Source organism: Barnesiella sp. (assembly GCF_022723415.1).
GTDB classification, from domain to species: domain Bacteria; phylum Bacteroidota; class Bacteroidia; order Bacteroidales; family Barnesiellaceae; genus Barnesiella; species Barnesiella intestinihominis.
Genome location: NZ_JAIJHU010000041.1, coordinates 18,564 through 33,278, shown reverse-complemented (window position 1 = coordinate 33,278; position 14,715 = coordinate 18,564). Strand labels below are relative to the sequence as shown.

Below are 14,715 nucleotides of genomic sequence, written 5' to 3'. Positions count from 1 at the left end.
CTCACGAAAAATATCGATTTCCCGAGCTATCGTTGGGCATTGCCAATTCCCGAGAACGATATTTTGTATAACGACAATATGGATCAGAATCCCGGTTATTAGGTGACGAAATAAGTAGGATTTTTTTGAAATAACTAAACGGGGCTATCGGTCGTTAGAGATAGCCCCGTTTTATCCATAATATTTTTGTAAGTTATTTAGCTCCCGTTTTCCCGCCTTTCAGCCCTTTGCCGAGGTTGAAAATGTTTTGGTCGTAGCTGACGGTCTTCATGGAAGACTCGCGTTTGCGTTTCAAGGCGAGGTCTACTAATTTGTCCATAAGCTGGTCGAAGCGTATGCCGGAGGCTTCCCATAGGTAGAACGAGAGGGAACCGGGAATGGTGTTGATTTCGTTGACATAGATGTCGCCGCTTTTACCGTCGATCATGAAATCGACACGGGCGACCCCGTGGCAAGACAATACCCGAAACGTTTCGCCGGCAAGGAATTGTACCCGTGCGGTATCTTCGGGAGAGAGGTCGGCGGGAATACGTTTTTGTGTGGCTTGCATGCCTTTGTTGGATTTGCCTCCACCCATGTATTTGTCTTCGTAAGTGAGAATATCGCCGCTTTTGATAGGCTCCTCGCATACCGAGGTACGGTAGTCGTCGCAGTCGCCCAATACCGAGCAGTTGATTTCTTTCAGTTCTTCGACCATATCTTCGATAACGATACGGGTAGAGTATTTTTCGGCGACATCTACTTTGGCGATGAGTTCTTCACGATTATCGGCATGCGAGATACCTACGCTCGAACCTAAATTGGCAGGTTTCACGATGACGGGATATCCCAATCGGGTCTCGATTCCCTCGATGAGCTTATCGCGTTGGGCGAACCATTGTTTGTCGGTGAACCATACGTAATCGACGATGGGGATACCGCTCTTTTCCATAATCATCTTCATGGTTATCTTGTCCATGCCGTTGGCCGAGGAGAGTGTGTTGCAACCGGCATAGGGTATGCCTATGGATTCGAGTACGCCCTCGAATATACCGTCCTCGCCGTTACTGCCGTGCAGTACGGGAATGACTACGTCGAGTTTTGCCCATATATTGTTCCCGAAAAGGGCTCTTTTTTTACGGTATAGGTTGTAGTCGCCGTATTCGGGAATCATGTAAACCTCGGCGCACATGTTTTGCAGGGCAGCCATGTCGCGATAGTTTTTTACTTCGAGCAGGGCATCGCCGCTGAACCAACGTCCTTGTTTGGTGATGTATATGGGTATGATTTCGTATTTCTCTTTATTAAAAGCATTGATGGCTTGGAGAGCCGAGATAACGGAGATTTCGTGCTCGGTGGAGCGGCCTCCGAAAAAAACACCTACGGTAGTTTTCATAATTTTTTGTGATAAACTGTATATCTGGTTTGTGATAATAATCGAAATTTATTTGAACGTATCGGGCAGGTCGTTTTCATAAAGGACGGTGTCGCCCGGTTGTGCGATTTGTGCGAGCCGGGCTTGTGCGTCGGCAAAAGTGTCGGCAACGAAAACTTTGTCTTCCGGATAATTCTTTTCTTGCAATCCTTTCAGAATAGCCTCTCTATTGTATCTGCCTACTACCATGACGTAATCACATACTTCGGCTATCTGTTTGCCCAAAAGGTAGTTATACTCAACTTGTTTTTCACCCAACTCGATCATACCCGGTGTGATGATGATGCGTTTTCCCTGTGTCATGCGCCGGAGTACGTCGAGAGCCATGCGAGCGCCATCGGGATTGGAGTTGAAGGCATCGTCGATAATGGAAATTCCACCCGGTGTCCGCTTCATGTTCAAGCGATGTTCCACCTGTTCGATTCGGCTCACTCCATATTGTATCGAGGGAACAGGCACTTGCAGATGGCGAGCCGTGATAACTGCCGCCATGAGGTTGGAGAGGTTGCACTCGCCGATGAGTTTCGTGCTCAGTTCTATGCGTTCTCCACCGCCTACCACAGTAAAGCGGGTGGCATCTGTATCGTAGCGAATATCCTCGATATGGTAGTCTGCACCGGTATCGGCTATCGTATAGCGTTTCACGGGGACGTTTTCGACCGGCCGATTGGCTATATAGGGGAAGTCGTTGTTGATAACGGCCAATCCCGAGCCGGGTAAAGCGTCGACCAGTTCGAATTTGGTACGTTGTACATTCCCGATCGTTTTGAACGATTCGAGATGCTGTTCACCCACGGCGGTGATAATACCTATTTGAGGTGCGACGAGATCGCATATTTCTTTGATATCACCGATCTGTTTAGCCCCCATTTCACAGATGAAAATGTTGTGGTAAGGCTTCATTTGTTCCCGTATGGTGCGGATTACTCCCATAGGCGTATTAAAACTGCCGGGAGTCATTAACACGTTGTATCGCTCGCAAAGTATGCGGTAAAGGTAGTGCTTGGTACTGGTTTTTCCATAGCTCCCGGTAATGCCTATGACAGTTAAGTCTTGCATTTGGGAGAGAATTTGTTTCGCTTCGTCGTAATATTTTCGGTTGATTCGCTTCTCGACAGGTTGCATGATGATGTTGGCAGTCATCATGAAATAGGGGGCTAAGATAGCTATCGCCAATAAGGCTCTGCTACCGTTGGAAAGAGTCGTTAAGCCGGCTGCGAGTCCTGCGACAAGAAGCGAGAGCAACAATACAGCGATGTATAAGCGCGTAGCCCGTTTGGTGAAAACCAAAGGTTTTTTATATTTGGTTTGTAAACCTTTTACGCTTTTTGCCAAGACCACTGTAATCGTGACGATTTGTACGAATGTCGGCAGGAAGTTGGTAGACAACAGCAATAACAGAAACAAATCGGTCAAACGGGATACGGAGGCGAAAGACTCTCCTTTTAACCAACGGTTGTATCGGTCGTTTCGGTAGGAATTTTGTTGCAACATTTGCAACTGGAATTTCATCTCTATTCCTGTATAAAAGAGCAGTGCAAGGAATGTGACGAGAGTGAGTATTTCGTTCATGATTTTCTTTTTATGTCGTCTTGTAAAAAGTTTTGTAAGACGGTGTTAAATTCGTAGGGCTTGTCGAGGAAGCTGTAATGCCCGGCATCGTCGAATGCTACCAGCCCGGCATCGGGAATCAGTTTCTCCATGATGCGGGCATCTCGCAATGGGGTGGCGGTGTCGTTTTTTCCCCATAGAAGAAGAACGGGACACTGGATTTTCGGCAAAACCGCTTTAAGGTCTTCGTTGACAACTTTTACCATTATATTACGCATGATACCTGTCAACGCATTATAGTCTGCCGAACCCGATTTGCGGCGATAATTCTCGATTGTTTTTTCAGCTTGTTTTTTCCCGATTACAAGTGGTAAGACTTTTTTCCATAGTTTGAACGAGTAGACTTTCAGGTAGTATTTTAATGGGCGTTTGGGCTTAATCCCGGCAGCGTCGACCAAAATAACTTTATGGGTTTTGTTTCGTGAGGCGTATAAGATAGATACCCGTCCCCCGAAAGAGTGCCCGATAAGAATTGGGGCTTCTATATTTTCGTCTTTTACGAACGCTTCGAGCATTTGCGTATATTCTTCCACGCCCCATATCGAGGGTGGAGTGCTACTTCCGCCGAATCCGGGAAAGTCGAGATTGTATACCTTGAAATGAGGTGATAGCAGTCGTTCTATCGACTGCACGGTCGTGTGGTTGCACCCCCAGCCGTGCATGAGGATAACCGGATAACCGTCTCCTTCGATGTTATACTGTAAAGTGACTCCACACAATGATTTCGACTGTAACATTCTCCCTCTTTTGCATTCTAATGCAAAGATACAAATAAGCGAGAGCCGAGCAAAATAAAGATTGCTTTAATTTCGTCTTACCGAGCGGAAGTATTTTCGAATACTTGCTTCTGCGCTCGCCTTTCACTATATTTGTGATAGGATTCGTTTCAGCATAGCCAAGTTGGAAATATGATTTCCTCTTGTCTCTGCACTCAACTTTCACTATATTTGCCCAAAACAAAACCTAATGTCCCTATGGAATCTCCCCAAGAAAAGATAGAGCGTTTACGTCGGGAACTCGATGAGCATAATTATAATTATTATGTGTTGAACGCTCCCACGATCGATGATCGTACATTCGATGAAATGATGCATGAATTGCAAGGGTTGGAAGAGACTTTTCCACAGTATTTCGATCCCAATTCACCGACGCAGCGTGTCGGGAACGATATAAATCGATCTTTTTCCCAAGTGGAACATCGTTACCCGATGTTGTCGTTGAGCAATACCTATTCGATAGAAGAAGTATCGGCATTTTACGAACGGGTTCGTTCGGGATTGATGGGAGAGGATTTTGAATTGGTGGGTGAACTGAAATATGACGGAACTTCCATATCGTTGATTTATGAAGGAGGTAGATTGGTGCGGGCGGTTACTCGTGGAGACGGTACGCGAGGCGATGACGTTACCGAGAATGTGAAAACAATCCGCAGTATCCCTTTGCAGTTGCGAGGCAACGACTATCCCGACTCGTTCGAGATAAGAGGTGAAATATTGATGCCTTGGGCTGTTTTCGATGCTTTGAACAAAGAGCGAGAGGAACAGGAGGAGCCTTTGTTTGCCAATCCACGCAATGCGGCGGCGGGAACGTTGAAATCACAAAACTCGGCTGTGGTAGCGGCGCGGGGACTCGATGCTTATCTGTATTATCTGTTGGGCGAAAATTTACCGGCCGATACGCATTATGAAAATTTACAATATGCTCGGTCGTGGGGATTTAAAGTTTCGGATGCCGTTCGCAAACTTCACTCCGTAGAAGAGGTGAAAGAGTATATCAATTATTGGGACATGGAGCGGAAGAATCTTCCCGTCGCTACCGATGGAATGGTATTTAAAGTAAATTCATTGCGGCAACAGAAGAATTTGGGATATACGGCAAAATCTCCGCGTTGGGCGATAGCCTATAAGTTCCAAGCAGAAAAAGCCCTTACGCGATTGAATTCTGTGTCTTACCAAGTGGGACGTACCGGAACCGTCACTCCTGTCGCCAATCTCGATCCGGTATTGTTGTCGGGTACTATTGTCAAGAGGGCGACTTTGCACAATGAAGATATTATAAACGCTCTCGATTTGCACATCGGAGATATGGTTTTTGTGGAGAAAGGAGGCGAAATTATTCCTAAAATTACAGCGGTAGATACCTCTGCTCGTTTACTGATAGGAGAAAAAGTACGTTTTATTAAAGAGTGTCCGGAACCTGAGTGTAGGACTCCGCTGAAACGTATCGAGGGAGAGGCTGCATGGTTTTGCCCGAACGAAAAAGGTTGTCCTCCGCAGATTAAAGGGCGGATAGAGCACTTTATCAGTCGCAAGGCAATGAATATCGAAGGTCTCGGAAGTGAAACGATAGGTCAGTTTTATAGTTTGGGCTTGGTGAGAGACGCTTCGGACTTGTATACTTTACAGCCCGATGTGATAGCCGGTTTGGAACGTATGGGAGAACGATCGGCACAAAATATCGTCGATGCGGTGAAACAGTCTTGTTCCGTTCCGTTCGAGAGGGTATTATTCGCATTGGGTATTCGTTACGTGGGCGAAACGGTCGCCAAGAAGTTGGCGTTGGCTCTTCATTCGATAGACCGTATTATCGAGGCGACTACCGAGGACTTGATTCGGATAGGAGACATAGGGGTGCGTATCGCTCAAAGTGTCGTAGCTTATTTCTCTGATGAGGATAATCTCCGTTTCGTAGAACGGTTGAGACAATATGGAGTGCAGATGCAAATTACCGAAGAACGACTTTCGGAGAGAACCGACAAGTTATCCGGTGCGACAATCGTTATCAGTGGCACGTTTACCCATCATTCCCGTGATGAATATAAAGCTCTTATCGAACAGCACGGAGGTATAAATACGGGTTCCGTATCGGGTAAAACGACATATGTTCTGGCAGGCGAGAATATGGGGCCGGCTAAACTTGAAAAGGCGAGAAAATTAGGAGTTCGGATTTTATCCGAAGAAGAGTTTTTGGAGATGATTCAATAAATAGATAATTCATGTTATTTTCGTTTATTACTAAATGGGCGATCAAGCGTCAGCTAAAAAGAAGACAGAGCGATGGGTTTTGCCCTTTTGGAGAGACTAAGCGTTTGGTATTGATGGCTCAGGGCAAAGATGTTCAATCTCTTCTTCCCGGCATTCAGGAGATAGTTCGGGCGGGTATTGATGTCACGTTGGTTATAGATACACATCGCAAAGACAAGGTATCGGTAGAGGTTCCCGGATGCAGTCCGATACTTGTTTTGCAGACTTGTTGGTTGTTAAAAAGACCGACTCGGGCTTTCCTGAGAAATTTTGACGATAACGATGGAGATGTGTTGATCGATGTGTCGATTTCTAAATCCTTGCCTTTATTATATTTGGCTGTACGTTCCCGGTCTATTTTTAAAATAGGAGTACCCAAAGGAGAAGGCAATCCGTTCAATTTGCAAATTCTTTTGCCGGAGTCGTCTCCCCGAGGAGGAGTATCCGAAGATGGTGATACCGGAGTAGGTAGATCGAAACCGAATGCCGGCGAGTTGTTACAGAGTGCTCTTTTTTATTGGAAGAAAATTGGTGTAAAAGAGAATAATCTGTAATTTTGGAATCGGTATTTAAGAGGATATAAAACTATGACGAGAATCAATTTAAGCGGAATGGGAGTGGCACTTATCACGCCTTTCAAAGAAGACGAAAGTATCGACTTCGAAGCCCTTTCGCGACTTATTGAATATTTGATACAAAATGGAACCGATTATCTTGTCGTGTTGGGAACTACTGCCGAAACTCCTACATTGACCGAAGAAGAAAAAACGGAGATAAAAAGATTTGTAGTAGAACGTACGAAGGGCCGTATTCCTCTCGTCCTCGGGTTAGGTGGAAATAATACGAGGGGTATTATAGACCATTTGAAAAAAGACGATTTTTCGGGTTATGATGCCATTTTATCGGTGGTTCCTTATTATAATAAGCCCTCCCAAGAGGGAATATATCAGCATTATAGTGCAATCGCTCAGGCGTCTAAATTGCCGGTTATTTTATATAATGTTCCGGGGCGTACCGGCGTGAATATGAATGCCGAAACAACATTGCGTCTTGCCAAAGAATATCCTAATATAATCGCCATCAAGGAAGCGTCTGGAAATATCACTCAGATGGACGATATCATTAAAAATAAGCCTGCCGATTTTATGGTCATTTCGGGAGACGATGGTATTACTTTCCCGTTGTTGACTTTGGGGGCCGTAGGAGTGATTTCTGTTATCGGGAATGCTTTCCCGAAAGAGTTCAGCAAGATGGTGAGATTAGCGTTGAATGGAGATTTTCACAATGCTTTGTCTATTCATCATCGCTTCACAGAATTGTTCAGCCTATTGTTTGTCGATGGAAATCCGGCCGGAGTTAAATGCTTGTTGAATGCTATGGGATATATCGAGAATAAATTACGATTGCCACTTGTCCCTACCCGTATTACGACTTATGAGAAGATCCGAGCTGTCTTGCAAAGTTTACACTATATTCCGTAAAATTTTTATAAGAAACAGAATGCGAGCCTTGTTCGGTAATAAGTGAAAGATTGATATATTTTCCCAAGAAATGAGATTTCTGTAAAAATAATTGGGAAAATAGATGATATATCCGAAAATTATACTTTAATTTGCTCCCGTATCGAAGCTATATGTGCTTACACAGAGATTCTCTTCTGTGAAAAAACGGGAGATTATTTATTTTAAGTTCATAAGAGTATCCGATGCGGAAGTTTTAATTTTATTCATTTATTTTTTTCTTATGAACATTTATCTTGGAAACCTCAATTATGGGGTTAAAGAACAAGACCTTCAAACCTTATTGGAAGGTTTTGGTGCAATTGATTCGGTAAAAATTATCGTGGATCGTGAATCTGGTCGCTCAAAAGGTTTCGGCTTTGCCGAGATGTCTGATGACGAAGCTGCCAAACGGGCGATCGAAGAATTGTCTGGTAAAGAATTTGCCGGTCGTGCATTGGTCATTAAAGAAGCTCGTCCGAGAGCTTAAATTTCACAAGACTCTTTGTATTTAGATTTACAATAGATTCTTTGGAGCGCAATCTGAAAAGATTGCGCTTTTTTTGTAAAATCAGAATTTATTCCTTCCCCCTGTGTCGCATGGCGATGGAATATACAAAGACAATGCCCGCTAATTATAGACTAAGCCTATTTTATCGCAAAAGAATTCACGATAAAATAGATCGTATTTATTTGGGCTGGTGGGGTCGAATGGGTATTTTTGTACTGAAATAAAAATCGGTAATATTATATAGAAGAATAAAGGAGGAGATGCACAGCTCGGAAGTAAAGGAGGATACACACGATTCGTTTCGTCGTATTACCGCAGAGGTAATCTGTGCGGGAGAAAATGAATTGCGGGTTCGTGTTGCGGCTCCCTCTTTACTCGGGGAAATGCCGGTGTGGATTCATCGGGACGGGGTGAATAGTGAATTCGACGAAATCTTGTGCTTGTTGGAACCCGGTTCTAAATTGAATTTGGTAGACGTTATTATAGTCGATGGCGGATTGCTCCCTCGTTTTCTTATATTGGAACCCGATTATTTGGTTGATGCCAGTGCGTTAGCCGAGTGTGTGCAGGAATATGGAACGTGTTGGCAACGTTATTTTTGGAATCGTATACGTCCCAAGACGATAACGGATTCTATTTTGTTGGGTAATGCCGTTAATTTGATTTTTGATGAACTGATAACGTCGAAAGATTTTCGGAGTGTAACTTTCGATTCCTTAATGCCGAAAATTTTTGCTCGTTACCCGATAGAATTTGTCTCGGCAAAGTCGGTAGATAGAGGATTTTTTCAGAATCTCCACAGTCAATTCGAGACATTGAAACGTATTCTGAGTACGGATTTTTCTGCTTTGGGAATAGACCGCCGAAAAGCGATGGTCGAACCTTCTTTTATCTGTGAGGCTTTGGGATTGCAGGGCCGTCTCGATTTTTTACAAGTGGAAAACGGCCTCTGTTGTATTGAGTTGAAAGCCGGCCGCCCGCCTTATCCCGAAAACGATTTGTCGAAAGTGTCGTTTCCGCATCGGGCTCAGTGTGCTTTGTATCAGTCGATGATACAAAGTGTACTTGGTGTAAAATTGGAAAACCAGCATTTCTATTTGTTATATTCTCGAAATTTGAACCCGGAAGGTTGCTTGCGTCCGGTGAAAACATCGACGAGGGAATTGCAGAAACTTTTGAATTTGAGGAATAAAATTGTGTCTGTCGAACGGGATATATCTCGATATGGATATGTACAGGCTGAATGGTTGGTAAGTCGGCTGACCGCCGATAACCTCATTCCCCGGCCCAGTCTGTTTACCGAGCAGTATATTCGTCCCGAGATAGACTGTGGCCGCAGGAGATTGGAGCGACGAGACGATAACGATTTGGCTCTGCGATATTTCTATCGGTTTTATGCGTTTGTTTCGCGAGAACATTATTTGTCGAAAATCGGCTATCCTTCGGGTAGCGGAATTTCCGGCGTTGCTTCTTTGTGGCGAATGACTCGGGACGAAAAAGAGAGGGAAGGCTATATGTTTTCAGGACTGCGGTTGGTTCGAAATTGTGCGGCGGAAGATATTCCCGAAGTCGAATTTATTTTGCCGGGAAATACGCCGTCTCCCGATTTCAGACTGGGTGATATTGTTTTGTTCTATGTGTGCGATACCGATGCCGATAGAGTATCTACCCGACAAGTTTTCAAGGCGACGATCGCTTCTATGACGGCCGACCGTGTCGTGTTGAGATTACGGGATAACCAATCGTATGCCGAGGCATTGCCGATAGCTTCTTGTTATGCGGTAGAACACGACTATGTAGATTCTTCGTTTTTGTTACAGTACAAAGGTTTGTATGCGATGTTGGATGCCTCTCCGCATCGCAGGGGTTTGTTGGTCGGCGAGGCGGGAGAGTCGCCAGTCCGAAATATGTCTCGTCGATTGTCCTATGAATATGACAGTCCCGATTTATCCCGTATTTTATTAAAAGCTCTGCAAGCCGAGGATTATTTTCTGTTGGTCGGGCCTCCGGGAACAGGAAAAACTTCGGTGGCGTTGCGGAATATGGTGAGGGAGTTTTTGGCTATTCCGGATTACCAGATTTTATTGGTGGCTTTTACCAACCGTGCGGTAGATGAAATCTGCGATAAGTTGGAAACGATAGGTGAGGTCGATGATTATATTCGGGTAGGACAGACTCTTTCATGTGATGTCGCATACCGTTCTCACTTGTTGTCCGAGCGCATGAAGCAATGTCGGAATAGGGAGGAGGCGAACCGTTCGATACACTCTTGCCGCGTGTTTGTGGCTACCTTGTCTTCTTTGTCGGGGAAGATGGAGCTTTTTAATCTGAAACGATTCGATGTGGCTATTGTCGATGAGGCTTCACAGATATTGGAACCTCAACTCGTAGGGCTGTTATCTGCCAAGACACCTACGGGACGGGATGCCATAGGTAAATTTATTTTGATAGGAGACCATAAACAGTTGCCCGCCGTTGTCGTGCAGTCTGCGGAAGAGTCTGTTATCACCGATGAACGGTTGCGTTCGGCCGGGTTTGTCGATTGTCGTATTTCTTTATTCGAGCGGCTGTACCGGCGATTGCCCGAAGGTTCTCCTTTTGCCGATATGCTCGATTGCCAATGGCGAATGCATCCCGATATTGCATCGTTTGCCAATACTTATTTTTATAAAGGGGCGTTGCGCGATGGAAATGCCCCCCATCAAATATCTTTACTGCCTTTTACGAATATGGGCGATGATAAGTGGGAAAGAGTAATCGCGACGAAGAGGACGGCTTTTTTCCCGACGAAGACTCTTTGTGCCGGGAAAAAATATAATAATGAGGAGGCTTGCAAAACCGCTGCCATTGTAAATGCTTTGTATAGATTGTACGAACGTAACGGGTTGGAGTTCGACGAACGGTCGGTGGGAATCATTGCTCCATACAGACATCAAATAGCTCGAATCCGCCAAGAACTCGATAAATTCGGTATTTCTGCATTCGATACTATTCGTGTCGATACGGTGGAGCGGTTTCAAGGTTCTCAAAACGATTGCATCATCTACTCGTTCTGTGTGAACGACGAGTCGCAATTGGAGTGGTTGCCGAGTTATACGGAAGAGTCGGGACAACTGATAGACCGGAAATTAAACGTTGCGTTGACTCGTGCTCGGCGTCAGCTTTTCGTTTTGGGAAATTCGCGACTGTTGTCTCGGAATCCGATTTACCGGATTTTGATAACGCATTTGGAAAATATATCGAGTGAATAGTATGAGAGGGGAAGAACGGAAACGTGCCGGTAGAAACAGAACATTGTCTGTTACGGGCGAGGAGGTGGAACAGTTGAGGGGTATGGTTTCGACTTTATCGGATATCGAGCGGGGAGAAAATGTACTCAATAAAATAATACATGCCGATTTGTTGGCGATTATCGATCGAATCCCGAACGGTTTCGCCGACTTGGTGATTATCGATCCACCGTATAATCTGACGAAAGATTTTCATGGCATGAAGTTCGAGGCTATGGATAACGGGGCTTATATCAGTTATCTCGAAACTTGGTTTTATAAAGTTTGCGAAAAGTTGAAGTCGGACGGTTCTCTCTATCTTTGTGGCGATTGGAAGTCCACATCGGCTTTGCAAACTGTGCTTGAAAGGGCCGGTCTCTCTATCCTTAACCGAATAACTTGGCAAAGAGAGAAAGGTCGGGGAGCAAGGAACAATTGGAAGAACGGAATGGAAGATATTTGGTTTGCCGTGAAGGACCGTAAGAATTATTATTTCGACGTCGAGGCTGTGAAAATGAGACGCCGGGTAATCGCTCCTTATCGGAAAAACGGACAACCGAAAGACTGGGAGTGTACGGAACAGGGGAATTTTCGTTCTACTTATCCTTCGAACTTTTGGGACGATATAAGCATACCTTTTTGGTCTATGCCCGAGAATACCGACCACCCTACACAAAAGCCGGAGAAGTTGTATGCCAAATTAATTTTGGCCTCGTCGGAGGTGGGCGATGTCGTTTTCGACCCTTTTATGGGGAGCGGGACGGCAGCCGTCGTAGCGAAAAAGTTGAACCGAAACTTTTGCGGCATAGAGCTTAACGAAGAGTATTGCCTATGGGCGGCAAAGCGTCTGCTTCTTGCCGATGGGAACAAGACGATTCAGGGCTACCGGGACGGTGTGTTTTGGGAGAGAAATAGCGGGTCGATGGGGTGACCTTTTCGTGATGGTCGTTCGTTCATGGAATAGAAATAGCAAAAGTCCGATTGAAAATACCTCAATCGGACTTTTTATCGCATGCTTCGAGAGCGATCGAGTGCGTTTCTCTTTCTCTATTGGATAGGTTCTGCACTTAAACTAAGAGCCAACGTGCCTCCTCCGTATGAGATACTGACTGCCAATTTGTATTCTGTGGTTGTCTTTTTATAAATTCCATACCCGTCTTCGTCTACGAATCCGGCAGCTGTCAGTTTGGCGCAATATTTGGTTTTAAGCGATTCTTCACATTTGTAATCCATTATGATATATTGTAATATTCCATAGGTATCGTCGTAGCGGTGGTTTTCCAATTCACCGTCATACTCCGGGAAATTGGTGAGGAACGGATACTTTTTTACTTCTGCTGCCCATGTGGTTTCTGATAATTGACCACTCAGACCTTCGTCATCGTCTTTTTCTTTGTCATCACAGCCGATGAATGCCATCATCAGCAACATTAGCGGACATAGCCATAAAATCTTTTTCATATTGTATTTGTTTTAGATAAAGTGATTCGTTAAAAACTTACTCCTATCGAGAACGCCAATCCTGAAAGAGTTTTCGATTTGAGGCGAAATTCTTCGTCGTCGAAGGGCTTCATGCGTTTGCCTATATAACCTATGTTGGCGAATACATAATTTTGATAACCGAACTTGTAGGCTATTTCCACACCGGTTCCGAATCCGTAATCGATACCGGTTAAATCGGATCCGAAGTAAAGCCCGCCCAAAATTTTGGCATATGGGACGAGATAGATAGGGCCGCATTTGACAGGTAATTGTCCGCCGATATTAAGGTCGAGGTCGAAGACATTGTGCGAATGGGGTTTTACGATTTCATTAGCTCCTTCCCATTCTGTCTTTTCGGTTTTGACTTTTAGAAGAGAGGCGGTGACTTCGTAGGTCATGAATGTGAGTATGGTGCGTTTGAACGCTATGTTGTACGACATGTCGAACGCATCATTATTGAAAGGATAAACGAGCCCTATATAGATCGATGTGCCGAATCCGTAACTTTTTGAGATACCGTTAGGCTCGATTCGACTGGCTTTGATATTTTCCGCAGCGCTCAACCGCCAGCGTCCTTGCTCCATGATCCATCGGGTAGAGATGTTTTTGTTGCCTGTGGTATATATGGCCTCGGCGGTCCTGCCGATGGAATCGAGATCGGCCACGGTCGAAAAAGTATAGTTTCTCCCGGAGAACTGGCGACAGATAATATCGGACAATCCTATACGGATACCCTCCAACGGTTGCCCTTGCTCGAAGCACGATTTCATGGCATCTGTGGCAGCATCGGAGGCAGCATTGACCAAATCGTAAAACGTGTTGGCCGAGATGTTCGATACATACCGATATGAAACGAATGGCATGACTGCTTGATAGGACGATTGGGCAGCTTTGAGCATGGCCGATGCTCTATTTGAGACTTCTGTTTGGGTAAGCAGAGATTGTGTATCGGTGGAATAATTTTTCAGGAAATCGTCGATGGCGTGTACCGGAATAGCAAAATTGGTATTTTCCCGGTCGGATGCTTTCCACGTATTGATTCCTACCACGGCGAATCCTGCGGCTGCATTTTCATCTCTTATAAGTAAGGGCCCGCCGGAACTGCCGGCATCGACTTGTGCCGTGTGTTGTACCAAAGGCAGTTCTTTTCCGTTGGTCAGGGATTTGATTTGGGCACTGGCATTCGATACGATTCCTTGTCCCAGCTGCCAAGAGGGTTTGTTTCCCAATGCGGGAAATCCGGCACTAAATACGGGAGTGCCGTCGGTTATGCTCTTGTCTGTTATATCGAGCGTGGGAATATTGGCTTCTTCCGGCAGTGCGATGAATGCGACATCGAAATCATCGTGCACACCCACTACGGGACATGTTGCGAATGTTTTTGAACTGTTGTCCGGTAAAGAAAATTCGACATCGACGGTTTCGGCTTGTTCTACCACATGACGGTTGGTGATGATGTATAACCGACCGTCTCGTTTATCCCGGTAGGCAAATCCGGTCCCGAACGACCCTTTCCCGTAATTTTGCAGAATGTCGGCTGCCGCATAGAATCCGTCTTTACGTAACGATTTGCTAAAATCGGTAAGGAATGTTTGGGTACTTTCACTGAAATTGGGTCGAACGATCGCTATGGATTCGCGTAGATTTTGTGCCGAAGCGATAGTTCCCACAATCAGTGCAAAGAAAATCATAACCTTCTTTTTCATTTGACTGTATTTTACATAATATTAATATGTGCAAAAATAGAAGGTAGAATGCGATAAAAAAAATTAAAAGAGATCGAAAATTACCCCCCCTCCAATTATTAACTTTATTTAACTATATGAGCAGAATATTGTTATCTCTGTACACTCTTTTTGAGCAAATGATAAAGCCCGAATGAAAAAATTTATCGGGAAAGGTTATG

At 44.8% G+C, this 14,715-nt stretch carries 11 protein-coding genes; 6 read left to right on the top strand and 5 right to left on the bottom strand.

Annotation, left to right across the window (positions count from 1 at the left end; genetic code table 11):
* Positions 1 to 193 precede the first annotated feature (193 nt).
* Genes QVD32_RS09300 through QVD32_RS09290 form a run of 3 tightly spaced genes read right to left on the bottom strand, consistent with a single transcriptional unit; the run spans position 194 to position 3,762 of the window.
* A complete protein-coding gene (locus tag QVD32_RS09300) occupies positions 194 to 1,375 on the bottom strand; it encodes a D-alanine--D-alanine ligase family protein (protein ID WP_118687579.1) in 1,182 nt (393 codons plus the stop codon).
* Between the two features lie 48 nt (positions 1,376 to 1,423).
* The gene (locus tag QVD32_RS09295; RefSeq protein WP_118687578.1) at positions 1,424 to 2,986 is read right to left on the bottom strand and encodes a UDP-N-acetylmuramoyl-tripeptide--D-alanyl-D-alanine ligase; all 1,563 of its coding nucleotides are present in this window, start codon (positions 2,984 to 2,986) and stop codon (positions 1,424 to 1,426) included.
* Positions 2,983 to 3,762, bottom strand: a complete 780-nt coding sequence (locus QVD32_RS09290) for an alpha/beta fold hydrolase (RefSeq protein ID WP_118687577.1) — start codon at positions 3,760 to 3,762, stop codon at positions 2,983 to 2,985. The genes QVD32_RS09295 and QVD32_RS09290 overlap by 4 nt, the downstream gene beginning before the upstream one ends.
* 237 nt (positions 3,763 to 3,999) lie before the next feature.
* Here QVD32_RS09290 and ligA point away from each other — a divergent pair, with 237 nt between their 5' ends.
* From ligA to QVD32_RS09260, 6 genes are all read left to right on the top strand, one after another.
* Entirely contained in the window at positions 4,000 to 6,009 is a 2,010-nt protein-coding gene (ligA, locus tag QVD32_RS09285; protein WP_021891019.1) for an NAD-dependent DNA ligase LigA, read from the top strand.
* An 11-nt stretch (positions 6,010 to 6,020) separates the two neighbouring features.
* Entirely contained in the window at positions 6,021 to 6,602 is a 582-nt protein-coding gene (locus tag QVD32_RS09280) for a DUF6913 domain-containing protein (RefSeq protein WP_021891020.1), read from the top strand.
* A gap of 33 nt (positions 6,603 to 6,635) precedes the next feature.
* Positions 6,636 to 7,529, top strand: a complete 894-nt coding sequence (dapA, locus tag QVD32_RS09275; protein WP_021891021.1) for a 4-hydroxy-tetrahydrodipicolinate synthase — start codon at positions 6,636 to 6,638, stop codon at positions 7,527 to 7,529.
* Positions 7,530 to 7,791: 262 nt separating this feature from the next.
* Positions 7,792 to 8,037 carry an RNA-binding regulator gene (gene rbp, locus QVD32_RS09270; protein WP_021891022.1) on the top strand — a complete coding sequence of 82 codons (246 nt, stop codon included), beginning with the start codon at positions 7,792 to 7,794 and terminating at the stop codon, positions 8,035 to 8,037.
* 281 nt (positions 8,038 to 8,318) lie between these two features.
* Positions 8,319 to 11,309, top strand: coding sequence for an AAA domain-containing protein (locus tag QVD32_RS09265; RefSeq protein WP_118687576.1), 2,991 nt, complete (start codon positions 8,319 to 8,321; stop codon positions 11,307 to 11,309).
* Position 11,310: 1 nt separating this feature from the next.
* Positions 11,311 to 12,258: a DNA-methyltransferase gene (locus QVD32_RS09260; RefSeq protein WP_118687575.1), complete on the top strand. Its 948-nt coding sequence runs from the start codon at positions 11,311 to 11,313 to the stop codon at positions 12,256 to 12,258.
* A gap of 116 nt (positions 12,259 to 12,374) precedes the next feature.
* On the opposite strand, the gene QVD32_RS09255 is transcribed toward QVD32_RS09260, so the two are convergent.
* Both QVD32_RS09255 and QVD32_RS09250 read right to left on the bottom strand, forming a co-directional pair.
* Positions 12,375 to 12,788: a hypothetical protein gene (locus QVD32_RS09255; RefSeq protein ID WP_147401621.1), complete on the bottom strand. Its 414-nt coding sequence runs from the start codon at positions 12,786 to 12,788 to the stop codon at positions 12,375 to 12,377.
* A gap of 29 nt (positions 12,789 to 12,817) precedes the next feature.
* Positions 12,818 to 14,515, bottom strand: coding sequence for a S1 family peptidase (locus QVD32_RS09250; protein WP_118687573.1), 1,698 nt, complete (start codon positions 14,513 to 14,515; stop codon positions 12,818 to 12,820).
* Positions 14,516 to 14,715 lie beyond the last annotated feature (200 nt).